Genomic DNA, 20,487 nt, shown 5'->3' with positions numbered 1-20,487 from the left:
CCTTTCCGCTTAAGCCCCACATCGGAGCGCTCAGTTCGCTAATCGATCTCGAGCGGACTCACATGCCAGATGTTGCGCGCATATTCGCCGATCGTGCGATCCGACGAAAACTGCCCCATGCCCGCCACATTCTCGATCGCGCTGTCGGTCCACGCGCGCTTGTCGACGAAGCGCGCGTCCACTTCGTTCTGCGCCTTCGCGAACGCGGCAAAATCGGCCAGCACCATGTAGTGATCGCCCCAGTCGACCAGCGTGTGGAAAATATCCGAGAAGCGCAGCGGATCGTCCGGCGAAAAGAAACCCGTGCGGATCTGGTCGAGCGCCATGCGCAGCTCGGGGTTCTCTTCGTAGATTTGCCGCGGCCGGTAGCCGGTGGCGCGCAGGCTGTCCACTTCGTCGGCGGTATGGCCGAAGATGAAGATGTTCTCGCGCCCCACCGCATCGCAGATCTCAATGTTCGCGCCGTCCATCGTGCCGATCGTCAACGCGCCGTTGAGCGCGAGTTTCATGTTGCCGGTCCCCGATGCTTCCGTGCCCGCCATCGAAATCTGCTCCGACAGATCAGCGGCAGGAATAATCAGTTCTGCCACGCTTACGCCGTAGTTCGGCACGAACACCACTTTCAGGCGGTCGCCGATCAGCGGATCGTGATTGACCTTCTGACTGACATCGCCGATCAGCTTGATGATCGTCTTCGCCATCCGGTATGCTGACGCGGCCTTGCCGGCGAACAGCACCACGCGAGGCACCCAGTCACGCTCGGGATGCGCGCGAATCTGGTTGTAGCGCACGATCACGTGCAGCACGTTGAGCAGTTGCCGCTTGTATTCGTGAATGCGCTTGACCTGCAGATCGAAGAGCGCATCCGGATCGAAACGCAGCTTGGTGTGATGGGCGAGGCGATGCACGAGCCGCAGCTTGTTCTGCCGCTTCGCTTCACGGAAGGCCTCAATAAAACCGCTGTCGTTGCGCAGGTTTCGCAGTTGCTCCAGCTCGAACAGATTGGTGCGCCAGTGCTTGCCGATCTGCTGGTCGATCAGCGACGACAGCGACGGGCTCGCCTGGGCGAGCCAGCGGCGCGGTGTGATGCCGTTCGTGACGTTGGTGAAGCGGTCCGGGTAGATGCGCGCGAAGTCGGCGAAAATATCGCGGGTCATCAGTTGCGAATGCAGCTTCGACACGCCGTTCACCTTCTGACTCGCAACGATCGCCAGATAGGCCATCCGCACGCGCCGCTGCCCGTATTCGTCGACGAGCGAAATGCGGCGGATCATCTCGCCGTCATGTCCCGAATGCTCGCTGACATGCTTGAGAAACTGCGCGTTGATCTCGAAGATGATCTCGAGATGCCGCGGCAACAGGCGCGCGAGCATCTCCACGTCCCACGTCTCGAGCGCTTCGGGCATCAGCGTGTGGTTCGTGTACGAGAAAATCTGCGTGACATGCTTCCACGCCTTATCCCACTGCAGATGATGGACATCCACCAGCAAACGCATCAGCTCGGGAATCGCCAGCACGGGGTGCGTATCGTTCAGATGCACCGCCACCTTTTCGGAGAAGCGGCCGAACGTGCTGTGCGTGCGCTGATAGCGGCGAATCAGATCCTGCATGGTCGCCGAAACGAAAAAGTACTCCTGACGCAGACGCAGTTCGCGGCCGGCCGGCGTCGAGTCGTCCGGATACAGCAGGCGCGAGACGTTCTCCGACATGTTCTTCGTGTCGACCGCGTTGCGGTAGTCGCCGCGATTGAACGCGCCCAGATCGAGCTCTTCGGTCGCGCGCGCCGACCACAGGCGCAGCGTGTTGGTCGCGTCCGTGTCGTAACCGGGAATGACGGTGTCGTAGGCGGTGGCGTTCACGTGCTCCGTGTCGATCCATTCGACATGCTCGCCACGCTGCACCGTGCGCCCGCCGAAGTGAACCATGTACGTGACTTCCGGCCGCGGAAACTCCCACGGATTGCCCGCGCGCAACCAGTAGTCCGGCGCTTCGACCTGCTCGCCGTTGACGATCTCCTGACGGAACATGCCGTATTCGTAACGGATGCCATATCCGAAACCCGGAATGCCGAGCGTCGCCATCGAATCGAGGAAGCAGGCCGCGAGCCGGCCGAGGCCGCCGTTGCCGAGCGCGGCGTCCGGCTCGATATCGGTCAGCGCCTCCATATCGACGCCCAGACTCGCGAGCGCTTCCTTCATCTGGTCGTGGATGCCGAGCGCCAGCAAGGCATTCGTAAAGGTCCGGCCGATCAGGAATTCCATCGACAGGTAGTAGACGCGCTTCACGTCCTGTTCGTACTGCAGGCGCGTGGTCTTCATCCAGCGCGCGACCAGCCGGTCGCGCACGGCAAGCGCCGCGGCGTGCAGCCAGTCATGCGGATGCGCGGTGACGGCGTCCTTGCCGACACCGTACATCATGCGGTTGGAAATTGAGCGCCGTAGCGCGTCGACGGTACTGTTGAGCTGGTCGAATTCCAGATCGACGGCTGTCATCGAAGCCTCCGGGGAAAGAGCGACGCGGCATACGCGAACCGCACAGATGACGGACGGGAGGCGCGTGCCGGTCAGGCGGGTTAAGAATCAGAGTAGGACATTCTACGGCCACCGGGCACCGGCGAGCGCGAGCGCTTGCTCACGCACATGCCATGCCCGCCGACACACGGTAGCACACCGCTTTTTCGCACACGGGCGGTGCAACGCGCGTGTGGATGGCACTGCGCGCGTGCATCGGCTGCGCAAAACAGGCAAACGATTGCGTATCTCCAGATACGCGGTGAGTGAAAGCAACGCCATTATTTTTTCGCGGCATGACGCGCGGATGAATGCGGCTATGGACCAGGTGTGTGGTGGAATGAGAGCGCATCGTCTGCCAGGCGGTTGTGCCGGAAGGCGTGTCACAACGTGCGCACCGGCCAGTTCGTGGACGCCGCCCGGGCTTGACCGTTAGTTGCAATATGAACGTGAAATCGATGCGCTCCGCGCCGTCGTCTTCAGCACGATTTCCGCGCCTCTGTAACAATCGCTACATTCGCCGCGCGCCCTGCCCTGATACGCTTCAAAAACGCCGGATTCAGGCTACGCGCGCCTATCGCCAAGCAACCCCTGCCGCTCGCGCACCACGCTTCTCGACTCGTGCTGCGCGTCGGCATGCCTAACCCGACGAGCCAAGCCTTGTCCGACAAACCCAGCGCAACCGCAGCCCAGCCCTTCCCGGCGGACGCACCGATGTCCGCCGCCAACCGCCGCGCGATGGCCGCGATCATGCTCGCCGTCGCGCTCGCCACGCTCGACACCGCCATCGCCAATACCGCGCTGCCCGCCATTGCCGCCGACCTGCATGCGGCGCCCGCGGCGTCGGTGTGGATCATCAACGCGTATCAACTCGCGATGGTCGCGACACTCCTGCCGCTTGCCGCGCTCGGCGATATCGTCGGGCATCGGCGGATCTATATCAGCGGCATTGCGCTGTTCACGCTGGCATCGCTGGCGTGCTCGCTCGCGTCCACGCTGCCGCTGCTCGCCGCCGCGCGCGTCGTGCAAGGCCTCGGCGCGAGCGCGATCATGAGCGTGAATACCGCGTTGATCCGCTATCTGTATCCGCCCCACCGGCTTGGACGCGGCCTCGGCACCAACGCGCTGATCGTCGGCGTGTCGTTCGCGGTCGGGCCGACGGTGGCTTCGCTGATTCTGTCCGTCGCCGCGTGGCCCTGGCTGTTCGCGGTCAACGTGCCGCTCGGCCTGCTGGCTTTGGGCTTCGCCTGGCCGGCCTTGCCGCACACCGAACGCGGCAGGCACAACTTCGATCCGGTTGCCGCGCTCCTGAATGTGGTCACGTTTGCCGCGCTGATCTTCGCGCTAGGCGAGGCGGCCCAGCGGGCCTCGACGCAACTGGTGCTGAGCGCCGCGGCTGTCGCGGTCGTGTTCGGGCTGTTGCTGATTCGCCGCGAAGCCGGCCACCCGGCACCGATGCTGCCGGTCGATCTGTTCCGGCGGCCGGTATTCGCGTTGTCGGCGGTGACCGCGGTTTGCTCGTTTGCCGCGCAAGGGCTGGCGTTCGTCTCGCTGCCGTTCTACTTCGAGGACGTGCTGCATCGCAGTCAGGTCGAAACCGGCTTTCTGATGACGCCGTGGCCGGTGGTGGTCGCGCTTGCCGCGCCGCTGGCGGGCAATCTGTCCGATCGCTATCCGCCGGGGCTGCTCGGTGCGATCGGCCTCGCGGTGATGTCGGCCGGGATGGCTTCGCTCGCGCTGTTGCCGGTTCATCCGCACGTGCTCGACATCGGCATTCGCATGGCAATTTGCGGCGCGGGCTTCGGCTTCTTCCAGTCGCCGAATCTGAAAGCGTTGATGGCGAGCGCGCCGCCCGAGCGCAGCGGCGGCGCCAGCGGGATCGTTGCGACCGCGCGGCTGCTCGGGCAGACCACCGGCGCCGCGCTGGTCGCGTTGAGCTTCGGGATTGCGGGCCGGCATGGCCCGACGCTGGCGCTCAGCACCGGCGCCTTCTTTGCGGGCGCGGCGAGTCTGGCGAGCGGGTTGCGTTTGCTGGCGCCGTCACATCGGTCGGGTGTGCACGCGAAAGCGTCGATGAAATGAACAAAGTGGGGGCACTGGGGTGACAGTGCGTCCGCTTTGTTTTTGGTGCTTTGCTTTTGGTGCTTTGCCTTACCGCGTTGCCTCGCCGCAATGCCGCGTTTTCGCGGCGGGGCGCTGCTCTGCCCCGCTGCGTTCCAGCCTTCCTTGCAGCCTACCCAACCGCGCGCCCCACCGGCAGCCACTCACCGCGCCGCGAAATACGCCTTCACCGCAGCGATGAACGTATCGATATCCCCGCGCGACACGTCCTTATGCGTCACGAATCGCGACGCATACAGCATCTGCGTGAGAATCCCGCGCTCCTTGAGCCACGCTTCGAGCGGCGCGCAATGCTGCTGCGGAAACTGAGCGAACACCATATTGGTCGCGACCGACTGCACCTTGACGTGCTCGATGCCTTCCAGACCCGCTGCCAGATGCGCGGCGTGCGCGTGGTCGTCGGCGAGACGCTCGACGTTGTGATCCAGCGCGTACAGGCAAGCGGCCGCCAGGATGCCGGCCTGACGCATGCCGCCGCCCAGCACCTTGCGCCAGCGGTGCGCCACGTCGATCAGCGCCTGGCTGCCGACCAGCACTGAGCCGACCGGCGCGCCGAGTCCCTTCGAAAAACAGATCGAGATCGAATCGAACGGTTCACACAATGCCGCGACCGGCTTGCCCGACGCGACCGCCGCGTTGTAGACGCGTGCGCCGTCGAGATGAACGGACAGCCCGCGCTGACGCGCAAGCTGCACGGCCTCCGTGACATAAGCCGCCGGCAGCACCTTGCCGCCGATGGTGTTCTCCAACGCCAGCAGCCGCGTGCGTGCGAAGTGGTTGTCGATGGGCTTGATCGCGGCGGCGATCTTCTCCAGCGGGATCGAACCGTCCGCGGCATTCTCGAGCGGCTGCGGCTGAATGCTGCCGAGCACTGCGGCGCCGCCGCCTTCGTACTTGTAGGTGTGAGCCAACTGCCCGACGATGTATTCGTCGCCGCGCGCACAGTGCGCCATCAAGGCAGCGAGGTTGCTTTGCGTGCCGCTCGGGAAGAACAGACCCGCCTCCTTGCCGGCGCGTTCGGCAGCCGTGGCCAGCAGACGCAGCACGGTGGGGTCGTCGCCCCAGACGTCGTCGCCCACTTCGGCGGCCGACATGGCCGCGAGCATCGCCGGACTCGGACGGGTTACGGTATCGCTGCGCAAATCGATCATTGTGTGTCCCTGTGCGTCTATGAATGACAGCCTGCGACGGCCGGTCGCCACACCGCTGCGTCGCTGCCGACGGGCGAGCCCGCCGCAGGCAGTTTAGCCACACAGTATATTCAATTAACGCTGCGCTGAAATCGCGCTAAACAGGAAGCTTCATCCGCCCGGCTTCGGCAGCCAGGCAAGCGGATCGACGGGCTGGCCGTTCTGACGGACCTCGAACTGGATCGACGCGACGCCGCGGCTGTCCACCCCGACTTCGCCGATGGTTTGCCCTTGCGCGACCGCGTCGCCTTCCTTGACCAGCAGCGTGCTGTTCTGCCCGTAGGCGGTAATCAACGAATCGTCGTGTTTGATGATGATGAGCGGGCCGTACGCTTCGATACCCGAGCCCGCGTAGACCACGCGGCCGGTGGCGGCCGCCTTGACCGGATCGCCCGGCCGTCCGCCGATCACGATGCCGTTCGACTTGCCCGGCGCGAACGCTCTGAGCACCGGCCCTCGAACCGGCCATTGCAACACGCCTTGCTGTGGCCCGGCGGACGCCGTGGGCGCGCCGGGCGCCGTAGCGGGACCATTCGGCGCGACAGCGACTGGCGGCGTCACCACACTGCCCGAGGCCATTGGCGGCGACACCCGCAGCACTTGCCCCGGATTGACCGCGGCGTTGGCCGCGAGGCCATTCCACGCCGCGATTTCCTGAGGTTTATGGCCGTAAGCCGACGCAATGGCGCCGATCGTGTCACCCGGATTGACCCGGTAAAAACCGGCGGGAACAGGAACCGTGCTGAGCGTGGTCGGCCGGGACGGCGTGCTGCTGTAAAACGGCGTGCTGTCCCACGGCATCGTCGTGCAGCCGCTGAACATCACGCCGAGCGCGGCGGCTGTCAGCCACCGGGTCCCCGTCAATTGCCATGGTCTTGTCATGTGATTTTCCTCGACTCTTTATTCAATCAATCGGATTCAATCGATGGCCAAGCATTTGCCGTGCCGCGCGTCGCGCGCGATCTCCCACGCCCTCGCGGGCGCCGCGGCGGCTCTCCATTATGCCGCCGCGCGCGACGATCACCGCGCCGGTATGGCACCGCCCTTGCGCCAACCTTCAGACGCTGCCCTCCGACTCGACTACCAGAATGCGCGCCGCGCCGATCGGATGTGCCACATGTTCGGTACCCACCGCGGCGTAAAACACGTCGCCCGTTTCCAGAACGGCCGACTTTTCGACTCCGCCCTCGCGATAGCGCATCTCGACGCGGCCATCGAGCACGGCGAACACTTCCTCGCCGTCGTTTACATGCCACTTATAGGGTTGATCGGTCCAATGCAGCCGCGTCGTAATGCCGCCCATGTTGGCGATATCGAGCGCGCCCCAGGCGCGCGGCGCGGTGAAATCCTTGCTGCGAATGATCTTCATGGTCACCAGACAGTTAAGAAGAAACAACGCCGCCAGTCGCGGCCCGCCGCGCGCGGCGGCTTGGTCTGACGGGCGCGAGCCTCCTAGCGGCTGGCCTCATTATAGGTGTGGCAGGCGGCTTGCTCGCCGCCAACGGGCCGCGCGGCCGATTCGTGTGATCATTGAATCATTGGAGCCCTGGCCTATACTCAGTCTTGCTGTCGGCACGCCACAAGCTAACGTCTGAAATCTGCTAGGGAGTTGAGGATGAACAAAGCCACTTTTCTGGCCGTGCAACTCAACGTCGACGATATTGCGGCGTCGCCGGGTCTGGTCGAGCTTTTGAACACGCACCTGGTTTTCGCCGCCGACGTGGCCGAAGCCGCCGACGCCCTGGTACAACTGGCCAGCGTCGCCGGGTTGTCGAGTGGCGTGGAAGCGAGCGTCGAGATTCCCGCTGTGGCGATCGAGCGCTTGCGCGAGGCGCTCGACAATCTGAGCGGCTACGACGAATCCTGGCTGCTGGCCCTCGAACCCAGCCGCGCCTTATTCGATGAAATAGGCCGCCGGCATCGCTCGCTGCATTAAGACGTACGCCCCCGCCTACACCCGCAATGCCCTGACCCCGGCGCCCATTCCCGGGCGCCGCTGGTCCGCCGCTTATTATTCACCGCCCGGCCTGCCACAGATGCACGCGCCCAAGCCGCGCCGTAAACGACAAACGCCGCCCGGCAATCCGGACGGCATTTCTATTTGCGCGTCGCCTGTCAGTCAGGCGACGTTCCCATCACATTCGGCGCGAATTAGTTGCCGAAGTAGACCGAGTTACGGTCGTTGCTGCTCAGCGGACGGCCGGCTTGCGAACTGCCGGCGATAGGTGCGCCGTAGCCGCTGTTCACGGCTTGGGCAGTACCGTTTTGAGCATCGACGCGAGCCTGAGCGGCCTGCAGGTTAGACGGGTAGTCGGTATGATCGCCCACCGGGTTGTAGCCGGCCTTTTCCAGTTGAACCAGTTCAGCGCGGACTTGAGCGCGCGTCACCGGCTGGTTCGATTGAGCAAACGAAGCAACGGGAGCAACCAGAGCGGCGGCAACGACGACTGCAGAGATAAGGGACTTCATGATGTAAACCTCCAGAACTTGTTTTAATGCGCCTGGGACTTGGTGTCCCGCAGCGGTTAAGTAGAAGTTTAGGAGTGTCGACACCTAGGGGAAACCCCTAAAACGACGAAACTCTATTTCAAAAATAGCAATAGTAGGCGGCGCATCGCCCGTCCAGCCTACCTCTGCGCCGCCCTTCAGCAACAATTTCCTGTCTCGAATTTAAAGCGCCTGCGCAGCCCGGCACGCCTTGATGCAAGGACGCGCCGGGCCGTCATTCAAACGCTCAGCTCCAGTCCGCGTGGAAGCTGCCCGGCTTGTCGGTGCGTTCGAAAGTATGCGCGCCGAAGAAATCGCGCTGTGCCTGCACCAGGTTCGCCGGCAGGCGTTCCGAACGATACGCGTCGAAATACGCGATTGCCGAGGCGAAAGCCGGCACCGGCACGCCCGCGTTGATCGCCGCGATCACCACCTCGCGCAAGGCCGACTGGTAGTTCTTTGCGATGTCGCGGAAATACGGATCGAGCAGCAGATTGGCGATCGCTTTGTCCTTCGTATAAGCGTCCGTGATCTTTTGCAGGAAGCGGGCGCGGATGATACAGCCGGCGCGGAAGATCTTCGCGATCGTGCCGTAATCCAGATCCCACTTGTACTCTTCCGAGGCGGCGCGCAGTTGCGCGAAGCCTTGCGCGTACGAGATCACCTTGCTGAAGTAAAGCGCGCGGCGCACCGACTCGATGAACGCCTGACGCTCGGCGGCGAGCGGCTTGGCCGCCGGGCCCTCCAGCACTTTGCTCGCGGCCACGCGCTGCGTCTTCAGCGACGACAGCACGCGCGCGAAGACGGCTTCCGTAATCAGCGGCAGCGGCGCGCCGAGATCGAGCGCGTTCTGGCTGGTCCACTTGCCGGTGCCCTTCTGCGCGGCGCGATCCAGGATCACGTCGACCAGATCCTTGCCGGTTTCTTCGTCTTTCTTGCTGAAAATCTTCGAGGTGATTTCTATCAGATAGCTGTCGAGCTCGCCCTCGTTCCACTCGGTGTAGACCTTGCCCAGCTCTTCGTTCGAGAGTCCGACCACCTGCTTGAGCACCGCGTAGCTTTCCGCGATCAGCTGCATGTCGCCGTATTCGATGCCGTTGTGCACCATCTTCACGAAGTGGCCCGCGCCGTCCGGTCCCATATAGGCGACGCACGGCTCGCCGTCCGGCGCCTTGGCGGCGATTTCGGTGAGGATCGGGGCCACGAGGTCGTAGGCGTCGCGCTGGCCGCCCGGCATGATCGACGGGCCTTTCAATGCGCCTTCCTCACCGCCCGAGACGCCGGTGCCGATGAAATGCAGGCCGGACTTGGCGAGATCCTGATTGCGACGGATCGTGTCGGTGAAATGCGTGTTGCCGCCGTCGATCAGAATGTCGCCCTTGTCGAGGAGCGGTTTCAACTGGTTGATCGTGGCGTCGGTGCCCTCGCCTGCCTTGACCATCAGCAGAATGCGGCGCGGCTTTTCCAGCGACTCCACGAATTCTTCCAACGTGAAGGCCGGCACCAGCTTCCTGTCCGGATATTCGGCGACGAGTTCGTCGGTTTTCTCGCGGCTACGGTTGTACACCGACACCGCGTGGCCGCGGCTCTCGATGTTGAGCGCCAGATTGCGGCCCATGACCGCCAGCCCCACCACGCCGATTGCCTGTTTGCCCATGTGAATTCTCCAGAGTCCAAAAAATGTCGTGACGCCGCGCCGGAAGGAACGTCGGCGGGCGTCGAGGGTGAAAGAATAAAAGAATTGCCGGCTTGCCGCTCGCCGGCAGGCAGCGGGCGGCGCAATTCATTGCGTCGAACGTTAGTCAGACCCGCGCCGCACCCGCGCGTTTCGTCAACACCAGACTGAAATTGTTGGCCGGCATGGCGACCGGCTCGTCGCACACGAATCCGACCGAAGCGCCCAGCGCCACCACGGCTTCCATGTCGCGCACGCCCCATGCCGGGTCGCGGCCGCGCAACTGCTGATCGAACGCCTCGTTGCTCGGTGAAGTATGCGCGCCGCCGCGTTTGTAAGGACCGTAGAGATACAGCACGCCGCCCTCCACGAGACGGCGGCTCGCCCCCGCGAACAGCGCCTGCGTCGCGCTCCACGGTGAGATGTGAATCATGTTGATGCAGACCACGGCGTCGAGCGTATCCACGCCCCAATCCGGCTGATGCACGTCGAGCGCGAGCGGCGCGCGCACGTTCGCGAGCCCCTCGTGCGCGATCCACGCCGCGATCGACTCGCGCGCTGTGGCATCGGCATCGCTCGGTTGCCAGTCGAGCCCGGGCATGGCGCGCGCAAAGCAGATCGCGTGCTGGCCCGTGCCGCTCGCAATTTCGAGCACGCGGCCGGTGGCCGGCAGCGCTTCGCGCAGCACGGCGAGAATCGGTTCACGGTTGCGTTCGGCGGATGGCGAACGTTGCCGCAACGCCAGATGGGAGTCTGTCATGGTCAGCTTTGGTTTCAGTACAAGGCCGTGCGCACGCGTTCGGCGAGTTCGCGATCGTAGGTCGCCGCGTCGAACTGCGCACCGTTGATACGCCGATGAATCTCGCCGGCGCTCGGCAGGCGCGAGCGCTCGACGTAATGCGCCGGATCCCATAATTTCGAACGCACCAACGCTTTCGAGCAATGAAAGTAGACGCTGTCCACGTCGATCAGCAGCACGGTGCGCGGCAGTTTACCTGCGACAGCGAAACTGTCCAGCCATTGCGGATCGTCGGTAATACGGCCGCGCCCGTTCACGCGCAAGCTCTCGCCCACGCCGGGGATGATGAAGAGCAGCGCCAGACGCGGCTCAACGATGATATTGCGCAGACTGTCGAGGCGATTGTTGCCGATGCGATCCGGCAGCGCGAGCGTGCGTTCGTCGACGATACGCACAAAGCCCGGCGCGTCCCCGCGCGGCGAACAGTCGAGGCCTTCAGGGCCGGCGGTGGCGAGCACAGCGAACGGCGCGACTTCGATGAACGCGCGATAGTCTTCGTTGATAAACGAAATCTCTTTACGCACCGCGCGCTCGTGCGGCTGACCGTAGAGGGCTTCGAGCTGTGCGATCGTCGTCAACATGAATTTTCCTTTCGGGTTGCGTTCTTTTGTCGGGCCGACCGTTCAATCCAGCGCCAGCCGGCCGGCCAGCGCGGTCAACGTCTCGGCGCACGGCGCCGCGATTTTCAGCGAAAGCAAAGGATCCGCGCGCGTGCGCCCCAGGTTGATCGCAACCACCGGCTTGCGCTGCTTTTGCGCCCACACGCAAAAGCGGTAGCCAGAGTAGACCATCAGCGACGAGCCGACCACGAGCACGGCGTCCGCCGCGTCGAGCGCATGCGAGGCCGCCTCCACGCGCTCCTTCGGCACGCTTTCGCCGAAGAACACCACCGCGGGCTTCAGCAGGCCGCCGCAGTTCGGGCAGGCCGGAATGCGAAACCCGCCAAGGTCGTGCCACTCGAGATGCGCGTCGCCATCCGCGGCGGTTTCGGCCGTCACGTTCAGGAGCGCGGGATTGTCCGCTTCGAGGGTCTGCTGGATCGACGCGCGCGAATGCTGCATGCCGCAGTCCAGACACGTCACACCGTTGATACCGCCATGCAGTTCGATCACCTCGCGGCTGCCCGCCCGCTGATGCAGGCCGTCCACGTTCTGCGTGACCAGCGTCGGCACATGGCCGGCCGCTTCGAGCCGCGCGAGCGCGGTATGCGCGGCGTTCGGCTCAGCGTGCGCGACCACCGGCCAGCCGACCATGCTGCGCGCCCAGTAGCGCTGGCGCATGGCCAGCGTGCCGAGAAACTCCTGCAGCGTGATGGGCGGCGAGCGTTTCCATTCGCCGTTGTCGTCGCGGTAGCCGGGAATGCCCGAGTCGGTGCTGATGCCCGCGCCGGTCAGCACGAACAGCCGCGGATAACGCTGCACGAAGCGATGCAGGTCGTCCAGCGTGTGCGATTCATTCAGGGGTTCGAGAGGCGCGGACTGAAGGTCGGTCATGACGGGGCTGGGTGAGATCTGCGGCCTCGAGGCGAAACCTCGAGCGCCGTTCAACGGCGCGTGCGCGGCTTGCTTCGCCGCGCCGCCGTCACGTGCTGCGCTTGCCGCACTTGCTGGCGCGCCTGCCACTCGGCGAGCGCGGCTCGATAACGTTCGAGCGCTTCGTCATAGCGATCGAACACACACGGATTGCAGCCGCTATGACAACAATCGTCGAGATCGGGCGGCACGGGCGGCACCGGTTGCGGGTCGTCCTCAGGTGTGGCTCGGGGCACGGCGAAGCGGGTTCCATCGAGGCGGAAAGCGCCCAGTATAAGTTGATCCGGCGCGGCTTGCTGCTCGCGCTCCGGCCATCACCCCCGGCCGACGAACGGCATCTTGCTCGCCATGATGGTCATGAACTGCACGTTTGCCGTGAGCGGCAGTTCGGCCATGTGCAGCACGGCGTCGGCCACATGCTGAACGTCCATCAGCGGCTCGACGGCGATCTCGCCGTTGGCCTGCGGCACGCCGCGCGCCATGCGTTCGGCCATCTCGGTCGCCGCATTGCCGATGTCGATCTGCCCGCAGACAATGTCGTATTTCCGGCCGTCGAGCGACACGGCTTTCGTGAGGCCGGTGATCGCGTGCTTGGTCGCGGTATAGGCAATGCTATTGGGCCGCGGCGCATGCGCCGAGATCGAGCCATTGTTGATGATGCGGCCGCCGCGCGGGCTCTGCGTTTTCATCAAACCGAAGGCCGCGCGCGTGCACAGGAACACGCCGGTGAGGTTGGTGTCGACCACCGAGCGCCATTCGTCGATCGAGAGTTCGTCGATATCGACGGGCGAACCATTGCGGCCCGCGTTGTTGAACAGCACGTCGAGCCGGCCGCGCCGTTCGCGGATCGTGTCGAACAAGGCAGCGACGCTGTCCGCATCCGTGACGTCGCACGCCACGGCCAGCGCGTCGCCGCCGAGTTGCTGCGCTTCCTGCACGAGCGCGTCGAGCGGCGCCTGCCGGCGGCCGGCCAGCACGACGCTATAGCCGTGCTCCAGCATCTTGAGCGCGCACGCGCGGCCGATTCCGCTGCCCGCGCCCGTCACCAGCGCGACCTTCTTGATTCCCGTTCCCGTCACGGCACGTCTCCTCGTTGTGCAGATCATGCAAACTGGCTGCAAGCTTCATGAACCGCGGGTCATCCTTGCGGAACCTGCAACCCTGTACCTCGGACATCGGCGAGGTGCCGACGATCACATCATCGTCGGCCAGTTGATAGGCGCTCGTCAAACCCACCACGCCTCAAGGAAATCGTTCGCCGCGAGCCTGGCGCATCGCAGTGCGCGCAGTAAAAGAGCAGATGTGCCGCTACATCACCCAGCGGACCCGATTGTCGCGAAGCACAACGTCTTTCAGCGTGCTTTCACATTTTACCGCTCCTGTCGGCGGGCACGTCGCGGCGCGCATCAATGGTATCGTTTGCTGTTGCGCGTCACGCGCGCGATGTAAGGCCTTCGCAGGACGAAGGAAGGAAGACAGGAAGCACGCTTGATGAAAGAACTCTCCACGCCGCCGCATGGCGCCCACCGCACGCCGCCGCGCCGCTGGCCGCGCACCGGTTATCCCGCGATGCTCACGGCCACCGCCGCATGGCACGTTTTCGTGCTGGCCGGATGGCTGCTCGCGCCCGCCGCATGGCCCTGGTGGCTCGCCGCGATCTTTGTGAATCACGCCATTTTCACGGTGGCCGGACTGCTGCCGCGCACCACGCTGCTCGGCCCGAACTGGACGCGCCTGCCCGCTACCCCGCGCAACGCCGACGCGATCGCGCTGACCATCGACGACGGTCCGGACCCGGTCGTCACGCCGCAAGTGCTCGATCTGCTCGACGCCTTCGGCGTGCGCGCCACCTTCTTCTGTATCGGCGCAGAGGCGCAGCGCTACCCGGCGCTCACGCGGGAGATCGTCGCGCGCGGCCATGCGCTCGAAAACCACTCGCAGGTTCACGTACACACGTTTTCCGTGACGTTTCCGGGCGCGCTCACGCGGGAGATCGATGCCGCACAACGCACGCTCGAAACACTGAGCGGCGAGCGGCCGATGTTTTTCCGCGCACCGGCCGGCCTGCGCAACATCTTTCTCGAACCGGTCTTGCGCAAGCTCGACCTGCGCCTCGCGGCGTGGACGCGGCGTGGCTACGACACGCGCGAGCGCGATCCGCACGTGGTCACGCGGCGCCTGCTCGACGGTCTCGCGCCGCGGGACATTCTCCTGCTGCACGATGGCAACGCAGCCCTCACCGCCGACGGCACGCCATTGATCCTCGCCGTGTTGCCGAGTGTGATCGGCGCAGCGCGCCAGCGACAGCTGCGTTTCGTGACATTGCGCGAGGCGCGTGCCGACGGCTGAGTCTGCGTTTCGTGACGTTGCGGAGGCGCCGCACGGCCCGCCCGCCACCTAGCCCGGCGAGCCGCGCGATCGCGAATGCATCCGCTATACGCGGAAATCCGCCGCCATATCCTCGTCCGTGCGCGCTTCCAGCTCGCCGCCGCGGCATGCCTTCAGGAACACGTCGTAATCGCGTTCTACCTGGTCCGCGTAGGCCATCGCGTAGCCGGTGAGCGCTTCCGCGAACTGATCGCCGCGGCCGATATACGCGCTCACTTCGATCGCCTGCCCGCTCGCCTTGGCATGCGCCCGCGCCATGATCCAGCCGCATAAGCGCGCATAACCATCCAGCAGGTCGGAGTCGAACAACTCGATGTTTGCCGACAGCTTCATGTCGCGCAACTGACGAAAGTAGAAATGCCGCCCGAGCGGTCCCGTCGCCCAGCCGAGAAAGATATCGCTAGCGGCCTGCAGCATGCGTTGCCCCCGCACGACGCGTTCGCCCTCGTGCTTGATGGCCGGCGACTTGTAGAACTGCGCGATGACCGAGGGTCGCGCCTCCTTGATTTGCAGGAACAGCGGCTTGCCCATGTGATCGACCAGCAGCATCACCATGCAGCGCGTGCCGACGCTGCCGACGCCGACCACTTTGAACACGAGGTCCTGCATGGTGAAATGGCCCAGCAGTTCGCGCCGGTCGTGCGACAGCGTTTTCTCGTATTCGCCCCACATGCGTTCGACCATCTTGCGCCAGTTCCCGCTTCTAAACGCTTCGGTCTCTTCCGGCGTGAACAGGGTATTAGCGCCGAGCACGTGGAACAGAGCCGGTGGCGCGTCGCGAATGGTCCAGTGATCGCCGTCGTGCTCCGCCATTTTCTCGAGCAGATTTTCGTGCGTCCGACTTGCGGCCTTTTCCATGCCGCGCCGCACGGTGCGGCGGCGTTCAGGCGTCAAGGCGGTTTCCGCCATCAACTCGAAGCTGATGCGGTCGTACCAGAGTTCGAGCGCGCCGCATTGCGCATAATGTGCCATGCGGTCACGATATTCGGTGACCGCCGTCATCACCAGACTTTCCGCCGTGCCCCGGCTCAGACGCATATGACGCGCGGCGACGACGAGGCTCGCGGTCAGTCGTTTCAGGTCCCACTCGAATGGTCCGACCGACACCTCGTCGAAGTCGTTCAGATCGAAGATGAGTTGCCGCTCGGGCGTGGCGAAACCGCCGAAATTCATCAGATGGCCGTCGCCGCAGATCGGCATGGTCAGGCCCGTGTCGCTCACTTTGCTGAGATCGTGCGCCTGCAGGATCGCGGTGCCGCGAAAAAACGCGAAAGGCGAGGCGGCCATGCGCCCGTAGCGCAGCGGCACGAGGTTGTGCACCCTGCCCTCGCTGCTTTGCTTGAGCAACTCGATCGAATTGCGATGCAGTTCGCCTACCGTTTTATGGCTTGAACGTTTCGAGTGCTCACGGGCGGCGCGGCCCCGGGCCTCCCGCTCGGCGATGGTGCTGGCTTTCATGCTGTTCTCCGTTTTTCCGAGTCTTGACTTGCGGTTCGAGAGACTGCTTCTGCTTGCATGACAACACTTGACGCCTGGCGCGTGGGCCTTCACTCAATTCACCAACGATAGCCCAGCCCGCCGAAAATCACATCCGAATCGCGATCATAGCGGGTCACGACGCGGTTCCATTCGAGCCGCGCGTCCCAATGGTCGCTTAGACGATACGAGCCCGCAATCGTGACGAGACCGGAGAACTTGCCCGCGCCCGGCCCAGGCGACGCGCTGTTTTCGTTCTCGTTGATCGCGTAGTAGGCGCCGAGGCCGAGCGCGAGCGCAACCTTGTCGTTGAGAAACGCGCGGGTGGCCCATAACTGGCTGGTGAAACCGTCGCGGCGCGCCACCTTGCTGCTGCCTTCGTGGAGATAGCCGACCGTGACGTCGAGATACTTCGCGAGGCCGCGCCGGTACTCGATTGCGCCGCCGAACGCGCTCGGCGAACTGGTTGAATTGACGATGGTTTTGCCGAGATACACCGCCACTTCGTTATTGGTGACTTTGTGCGTGCTGCCGCTCGCCCAGTCGCGTGGACCGGGCGAGTCCGGGGCGTCGAGCTGATAGCCGACACCGAACATCACGCTGGTCGCATCCGGCCCACGCTGAACGTGCACGCGATTCAACTGGAGCTGCGTGATCCACCGGCTCGACGCGTAGTATGCGGCGCGCACGCTGTACACCACGCCCCAGCCGTGAGTGTCGAAATAACTGCCGCCTTCCGCGGCGGTGGTCGTATCGAAGTAGCGGTACGGGCCGACGCCCGCTTGCAGAACGAATTGCGGGTTGCCCACGGGAATACGCCCCCACAACTGGATCATCTGACCGTCGCGATGGTGGTTCGGAATATGCCCTTCGTTAAGCCACGTGAAACTGCCGGCGAAGTATTGACCCAGGCCTTCCTGATAGTTGAAGGCCCACGTGTAGGTGTTCGTGCTGCCCGCACGCGAGCCGCCACCGAACAGCGAAAACTCCTGGGCATGACCGAGGGTAGAGATGAATAGCAGGCTCACGCCTGTGATACAGGCCGCCGCCTTGGGAATCAGTCGACTTTGAACAGTAGATTCTGGTTTTCGCATGCGGCATTCCCTTCCCGGTTGAGTCATTGGTACTGCCGGTGTCAGTAGCGGACGGAACCGTGACGCGACAGGGCGCCGCCTTAACGGCCGTCGGGACAAATCGATCGTCATGCTACCAGAGCGATCGGTAAAAAGTTACCTATCAGTGAATAGCAGCGGCATCTTGACTCGGTTTGTGGCTGGACCCGGAAAAACACGAATTGCAATCCGAAAATCGCAAAATGCGGACAGATTTACCGGCCCATATCAAGAACTAACCGATTGGTGAATTTATTTCACATTTTAAGCAGCTCAGCACTTCAGCATCACCGGATTCAGCCGTTTACCGGTACATACGGAAGATTTGTGACGCGCGAGAAAAGCCTTTGAAATAAGGGCTTTTCTAATCGAACGCGGGGCAGCGCAAGATAATCGGAGAAAGTATGTTTGTTGCAATCGGCTGGGTTTTAGTGATCGGTTCGGTGATTGGCAGTTTTATCGGCGTGGGCGGCCATCTGCCGGCGCTGATACAACCATTCGAACTACTGTGCATCTTCGGCGCGGCAATCGGCGCGTTTGTCGTGAGCAATCCGACTTCCACACTGAAGAAAACCCTCAAGGCGATTCCCTCATGCTTTAAAAGCGGTGGCTACACCAAGGAGAAATATCTCGAGCTGATCGCGTTGCTTTACGAGTTGCTCCAGAAAGCGCGCAAGGAAGGCATGATGTCGCTCGAAGTCGACGTGGGCGCACCCGAAGAAAGCGTGCTTTTCCAGAAGTATCCGCATGTGCTGGAGGACCATCATCTGCTCGACTTCATCGTCGACTATCTGCGCATGATGTCCGGCGGCAATGTGAACGTGCTCGAAGTGCAGGACCTGATGGACGAGGAACTGGCCACGCATCACGCGGAATCGACCGTTGCGGCCAACGCCATTCAGAAAATGGCGGACGGCCTGCCCGCCTTCGGTATCGTCGCCGCGGTCATGGGCGTGGTTCACACCATGGGTTCGGTTGGCGCGCCGCCCGCCGTGCTCGGAGAAATGATTGCAGGCGCGCTGGTCGGCACGTTCCTCGGCATTCTGCTCGCGTATGGCTTTATCGGCCCGCTGGCCGATCTGCTCAACGCCAAAGGCCGCGCTGAAGCCAAGCCGTATCAGTGCGTGAAGGCCGTGCTGCTCGCGTCGCTGTCCGGCTACGCGCCGCCGATCGCCGTCGAATTCGGCCGCAAGGTGCTGTTCACCGCGGACCGCCCGAGCTTCCAGGAACTCGACGACGCCGTGCGCGCCACCAAGATGCCGAAGTCGGCCTGACGCGGAGCGGCATGATGAGCGAAAGAAAATCGCGGGCGTCACGGGAGGAGCAGGCGCCGGCGCCGGTGATCGTGCGCCGTTCGAGAAGGGGCGAGGATCATGGCGGCCATCACGGCGGCGCATGGAAAATCGCGTACGCCGATTTCGTCACTGCAATGATGGCGTTCTTCCTGCTGATGTGGCTGCTCGGCTCCACGTCGAAGTACGACAAGCAGGGTATCGAGGATTATTTCAACACGCCGCTGTCGAGCCTGCTCGGCGGCAACGAAGGCACGGCTGCGGCGCGTCCGAGCGTGGTGCAGGGCGGTGGCCGCGACATCTCCGATACGCGGCCCGGCGACGGCAGGAAGAGCCAGACCGAGACCCAACCCGCACCGTCCGCGACCGTCGCGCCGGCCGTGGCGCCATCCGACGCGGCGCGCCTCGAACAACTGAAGGCGAAGCTCACCACGCTGATCGAACAGAGCCCCGCGTTGAAGGCGTTCAAGGATCAGATCCGCATCTCGATCACGAATGAAGGGCTGCGTATCGAGATCGTCGATTCGCAGAACCGGCCCATGTTTCCTTCCGGCAGCTCGAAGCTGCAACCGTATGCGGTAACGATCCTCACGCAGATCGGCGCCGCGCTCAACGACGTCGACAACCGCATTTCGATCGCCGGCCATACGGATGCGGTGCCCTACACCGCGGGACCGGAGGGCTACTCGAACTGGGAACTGTCGTCCGAACGCGCCAACGCCGCGCGCCGCTCGCTCGTTGCCGGTGGCATGCATGGCGAAAAGCTGCTGCAGGTGCGCGGACTGGCGGACGTATTGCCGCTGAACAGCAATGTCGCCGATGAGCCGACCAACCGGCGCATCAGCATCCTGGTCCTGAACAAGGCCGCCGAGCTGGCATTTTTCCACGATGGCGGGCGCACCACTATCGACGAAGCCGTTCCGGCGAGTTCAGCCATTCCCGCAGTAGTGGAACGCTTGAAGCCTGTGACCGGTTCGCATAGCACGCCATAGTATTTCTTCTGCCTCGCGCTTGATCGATCCAGCGCGTGCGCTCGGTCACGCACACTGCAAAGCCCATGCAGTGTGTATAAAATCGAACGCATGCGCCCTGCCCCTTCCGAGCACCGGGAGCCCGAGCTTCCGCTGCATACGCCAAGTGTTTCGTCGGTGACGCTGGCGGCGATCATCGCCGTCATTGCGTGGATCTCGATCGTCGCGCAAGCCGACGTCACGATCGACCGCACGCTCGCGCGCGGGTTGACCGTGCTCGACGGCATCTCCCGCATGAGCAGTTACCTCACCAATCTGACGGCGCTCGCCTGCGCGATCTGTTTTACCTGCGTGGCGTTACGCGGGCACAGATCGGCGCCCGCGCGGTTTTTCCGGCAACCTACCGTCGTCACCGCTGTGGTGGTGTACATGGTGTTTGTCGGCATTGCGTACAACCTGCTGCTGCGAGGTTACTGGACGCCCACGGCATTCCGGCTGCTGCTCAACGAATCGCTTCACAGCGTCTTGCCCATGCTGGCCGCGCTTTACTGGGTGCTGTTCGTACCGCGCTTTCATTTGAGGCTGCGGCATTGTCTATTGTGGCTGGTGTATCCGCTGGCCTATCTCGGCGTCACCTTCTGGCGTGGGAGCCTGTCGGATTTCTATCCCTATCCGTTCATCAACGTCGAGCGGCTCGGAATCCGGCACGTCGTGGTGAATTCGGCGCTGCTGTTCGGCGGCTTTCTGATGCTGATGGCCGTCTTCGTGGGCATCAATTCCAGACGGCGGCGCTGATACGTTCCCGCTTCGTCAATTCTGCTCTTTCCCGGGCGCGCTTCTTGCGCCCTGTCTGGTGGACGTAAGCCGCGCCTTTCAGGGCGGCGTGCGCGGATCCTTGGTGTGCGGGTGTTGCGATTCGCAATGGCTCGCACGT

At 63.7% G+C, this 20,487-nt stretch carries 19 protein-coding genes; 6 read left to right on the top strand and 13 right to left on the bottom strand.

The window, feature by feature from the left end:
• Nucleotides 1-38: 38 nt before the first annotated feature.
• A complete protein-coding gene (locus P0D68_RS21670; protein ID WP_091802822.1) occupies nt 39-2,492 on the bottom strand; it encodes a glycogen/starch/alpha-glucan phosphorylase in 2,454 nt (817 codons plus the stop codon).
• A gap of 732 nt (nt 2,493-3,224) precedes the next feature.
• Between P0D68_RS21670 and P0D68_RS21665 the strand changes: the two genes are divergently transcribed.
• Nucleotides 3,225-4,592 (top strand): MFS transporter, encoded by a 1,368-nt coding sequence (locus tag P0D68_RS21665; protein ID WP_408182245.1) that lies wholly within the window; start codon nt 3,225-3,227, stop codon nt 4,590-4,592.
• A gap of 182 nt (nt 4,593-4,774) precedes the next feature.
• Here the strand turns inward: P0D68_RS21665 and ltaE are convergent, their stop codons facing one another.
• The 3 genes from ltaE to P0D68_RS21650 form a co-directional block, all read right to left on the bottom strand.
• Nucleotides 4,775-5,782 (bottom strand): low-specificity L-threonine aldolase, encoded by a 1,008-nt coding sequence (gene ltaE, locus P0D68_RS21660; RefSeq protein ID WP_408468745.1) that lies wholly within the window; start codon nt 5,780-5,782, stop codon nt 4,775-4,777.
• A gap of 150 nt (nt 5,783-5,932) precedes the next feature.
• The gene (locus P0D68_RS21655; protein ID WP_091802828.1) at nt 5,933-6,703 is read right to left on the bottom strand and encodes a peptidoglycan DD-metalloendopeptidase family protein; all 771 of its coding nucleotides are present in this window, start codon (nt 6,701-6,703) and stop codon (nt 5,933-5,935) included.
• A 175-nt stretch (nt 6,704-6,878) separates the two neighbouring features.
• Nucleotides 6,879-7,190, bottom strand: coding sequence for a cupin domain-containing protein (locus P0D68_RS21650; RefSeq protein ID WP_408299632.1), 312 nt, complete (start codon nt 7,188-7,190; stop codon nt 6,879-6,881).
• 246 nt (nt 7,191-7,436) lie between these two features.
• Here P0D68_RS21650 and P0D68_RS21645 point away from each other — a divergent pair, with 246 nt between their 5' ends.
• Complete coding sequence (locus P0D68_RS21645) at nt 7,437-7,757, top strand: hypothetical protein (protein ID WP_011491138.1); 321 nt, start codon at nt 7,437-7,439, stop codon at nt 7,755-7,757.
• A gap of 215 nt (nt 7,758-7,972) precedes the next feature.
• Here the strand turns inward: P0D68_RS21645 and P0D68_RS21640 are convergent, their stop codons facing one another.
• The 7 genes from P0D68_RS21640 to P0D68_RS21610 form a co-directional block, all read right to left on the bottom strand.
• Nucleotides 7,973-8,290 (bottom strand): DUF4148 domain-containing protein, encoded by a 318-nt coding sequence (locus tag P0D68_RS21640; RefSeq protein ID WP_091802832.1) that lies wholly within the window; start codon nt 8,288-8,290, stop codon nt 7,973-7,975.
• 265 nt (nt 8,291-8,555) lie between these two features.
• A complete protein-coding gene (gene gnd, locus P0D68_RS21635) occupies nt 8,556-9,965 on the bottom strand; it encodes an NADP-dependent phosphogluconate dehydrogenase (RefSeq protein ID WP_408299629.1) in 1,410 nt (469 codons plus the stop codon).
• Nucleotides 9,966-10,110: 145 nt separating this feature from the next.
• Nucleotides 10,111-10,743 (bottom strand): DUF938 domain-containing protein, encoded by a 633-nt coding sequence (locus P0D68_RS21630; RefSeq protein ID WP_408299627.1) that lies wholly within the window; start codon nt 10,741-10,743, stop codon nt 10,111-10,113.
• A gap of 14 nt (nt 10,744-10,757) precedes the next feature.
• Nucleotides 10,758-11,363, bottom strand: a complete 606-nt coding sequence (locus P0D68_RS21625) for a pyridoxamine 5'-phosphate oxidase family protein (RefSeq protein WP_091802842.1) — start codon at nt 11,361-11,363, stop codon at nt 10,758-10,760.
• A gap of 42 nt (nt 11,364-11,405) precedes the next feature.
• On the bottom strand, nt 11,406-12,275 hold the full coding sequence (locus P0D68_RS21620; protein WP_091802846.1) for an NAD-dependent protein deacetylase: 870 nt from the start codon (nt 12,273-12,275) through the stop codon (nt 11,406-11,408).
• A 50-nt stretch (nt 12,276-12,325) separates the two neighbouring features.
• Complete coding sequence (locus P0D68_RS21615) at nt 12,326-12,550, bottom strand: oxidoreductase-like domain-containing protein (protein WP_408299625.1); 225 nt, start codon at nt 12,548-12,550, stop codon at nt 12,326-12,328.
• Nucleotides 12,551-12,628: 78 nt separating this feature from the next.
• Nucleotides 12,629-13,393 carry an SDR family oxidoreductase gene (locus tag P0D68_RS21610; RefSeq protein ID WP_408299623.1) on the bottom strand — a complete coding sequence of 255 codons (765 nt, stop codon included), beginning with the start codon at nt 13,391-13,393 and terminating at the stop codon, nt 12,629-12,631.
• Nucleotides 13,394-13,805: 412 nt separating this feature from the next.
• Here P0D68_RS21610 and P0D68_RS21605 point away from each other — a divergent pair, with 412 nt between their 5' ends.
• Nucleotides 13,806-14,663 (top strand): polysaccharide deacetylase family protein, encoded by an 858-nt coding sequence (locus tag P0D68_RS21605; RefSeq protein ID WP_408299621.1) that lies wholly within the window; start codon nt 13,806-13,808, stop codon nt 14,661-14,663.
• Nucleotides 14,664-14,747: 84 nt separating this feature from the next.
• Here the strand turns inward: P0D68_RS21605 and P0D68_RS21600 are convergent, their stop codons facing one another.
• Together P0D68_RS21600 and P0D68_RS21595 are read right to left on the bottom strand one after the other, a co-directional pair.
• Nucleotides 14,748-16,160, bottom strand: coding sequence for a DUF2252 domain-containing protein (locus P0D68_RS21600; protein ID WP_408299619.1), 1,413 nt, complete (start codon nt 16,158-16,160; stop codon nt 14,748-14,750).
• 98 nt (nt 16,161-16,258) lie between these two features.
• Nucleotides 16,259-17,272, bottom strand: coding sequence for a hypothetical protein (locus P0D68_RS21595; protein ID WP_408299617.1), 1,014 nt, complete (start codon nt 17,270-17,272; stop codon nt 16,259-16,261).
• Between the two features lie 422 nt (nt 17,273-17,694).
• Here P0D68_RS21595 and motA point away from each other — a divergent pair, with 422 nt between their 5' ends.
• The 3 genes from motA to P0D68_RS21580 all read left to right on the top strand — a co-directional run bounded on the left by motA (nt 17,695) and on the right by P0D68_RS21580 (nt 20,348).
• Nucleotides 17,695-18,564, top strand: a complete 870-nt coding sequence (gene motA, locus P0D68_RS21590; RefSeq protein ID WP_091802866.1) for a flagellar motor stator protein MotA — start codon at nt 17,695-17,697, stop codon at nt 18,562-18,564.
• A 14-nt stretch (nt 18,565-18,578) separates the two neighbouring features.
• A complete protein-coding gene (gene motB, locus P0D68_RS21585) occupies nt 18,579-19,574 on the top strand; it encodes a flagellar motor protein MotB (protein WP_408299686.1) in 996 nt (331 codons plus the stop codon).
• A 90-nt stretch (nt 19,575-19,664) separates the two neighbouring features.
• A complete protein-coding gene (locus tag P0D68_RS21580) occupies nt 19,665-20,348 on the top strand; it encodes a Pr6Pr family membrane protein (RefSeq protein WP_091802869.1) in 684 nt (227 codons plus the stop codon).
• Nucleotides 20,349-20,487 lie beyond the last annotated feature (139 nt).

Source organism: Paraburkholderia sp. RL17-380-BIE-A (assembly GCF_046028085.1).
Lineage (GTDB): Bacteria > Pseudomonadota > Gammaproteobacteria > Burkholderiales > Burkholderiaceae > Paraburkholderia.
The sequence above is the reverse complement of the archived record's forward strand: the minus strand, read 5'-3'. Positions and strand labels throughout refer to the sequence as shown.

What these genes read in the sequence shown, in the direction of transcription:
- P0D68_RS21630 (WP_408299627.1), bottom strand. Translation starts at nt 10,743, where the DNA reads ATGACAGACTCCCATCTGGCGTTGCGGCAACGTTCGCCATCCGCCGAA.
- P0D68_RS21595 (WP_408299617.1), bottom strand. Translation starts at nt 17,272, where the DNA reads ATGCGAAAACCAGAATCTACTGTTCAAAGTCGACTGATTCCCAAGGCG.
- P0D68_RS21645 (WP_011491138.1), top strand. Translation starts at nt 7,437, where the DNA reads ATGAACAAAGCCACTTTTCTGGCCGTGCAACTCAACGTCGACGATATT.
- P0D68_RS21640 (WP_091802832.1), bottom strand. Translation starts at nt 8,290, where the DNA reads ATGAAGTCCCTTATCTCTGCAGTCGTCGTTGCCGCCGCTCTGGTTGCT.
- gnd (WP_408299629.1), bottom strand. Translation starts at nt 9,965, where the DNA reads ATGGGCAAACAGGCAATCGGCGTGGTGGGGCTGGCGGTCATGGGCCGC.
- motB (WP_408299686.1), top strand. Translation starts at nt 18,579, where the DNA reads ATGAGCGAAAGAAAATCGCGGGCGTCACGGGAGGAGCAGGCGCCGGCG.
- P0D68_RS21620 (WP_091802846.1), bottom strand. Translation starts at nt 12,275, where the DNA reads ATGACCGACCTTCAGTCCGCGCCTCTCGAACCCCTGAATGAATCGCAC.
- P0D68_RS21650 (WP_408299632.1), bottom strand. Translation starts at nt 7,190, where the DNA reads ATGAAGATCATTCGCAGCAAGGATTTCACCGCGCCGCGCGCCTGGGGC.
- P0D68_RS21665 (WP_408182245.1), top strand. Translation starts at nt 3,225, where the DNA reads ATGTCCGCCGCCAACCGCCGCGCGATGGCCGCGATCATGCTCGCCGTC.
- P0D68_RS21670 (WP_091802822.1), bottom strand. Translation starts at nt 2,492, where the DNA reads ATGACAGCCGTCGATCTGGAATTCGACCAGCTCAACAGTACCGTCGAC.
- P0D68_RS21600 (WP_408299619.1), bottom strand. Translation starts at nt 16,160, where the DNA reads ATGAAAGCCAGCACCATCGCCGAGCGGGAGGCCCGGGGCCGCGCCGCC.
- motA (WP_091802866.1), top strand. Translation starts at nt 17,695, where the DNA reads ATGTTTGTTGCAATCGGCTGGGTTTTAGTGATCGGTTCGGTGATTGGC.
- P0D68_RS21605 (WP_408299621.1), top strand. Translation starts at nt 13,806, where the DNA reads ATGAAAGAACTCTCCACGCCGCCGCATGGCGCCCACCGCACGCCGCCG.
- P0D68_RS21580 (WP_091802869.1), top strand. Translation starts at nt 19,665, where the DNA reads ATGCGCCCTGCCCCTTCCGAGCACCGGGAGCCCGAGCTTCCGCTGCAT.
- P0D68_RS21625 (WP_091802842.1), bottom strand. Translation starts at nt 11,363, where the DNA reads ATGTTGACGACGATCGCACAGCTCGAAGCCCTCTACGGTCAGCCGCAC.
- ltaE (WP_408468745.1), bottom strand. Translation starts at nt 5,782, where the DNA reads ATGATCGATTTGCGCAGCGATACCGTAACCCGTCCGAGTCCGGCGATG.
- P0D68_RS21655 (WP_091802828.1), bottom strand. Translation starts at nt 6,703, where the DNA reads ATGACAAGACCATGGCAATTGACGGGGACCCGGTGGCTGACAGCCGCC.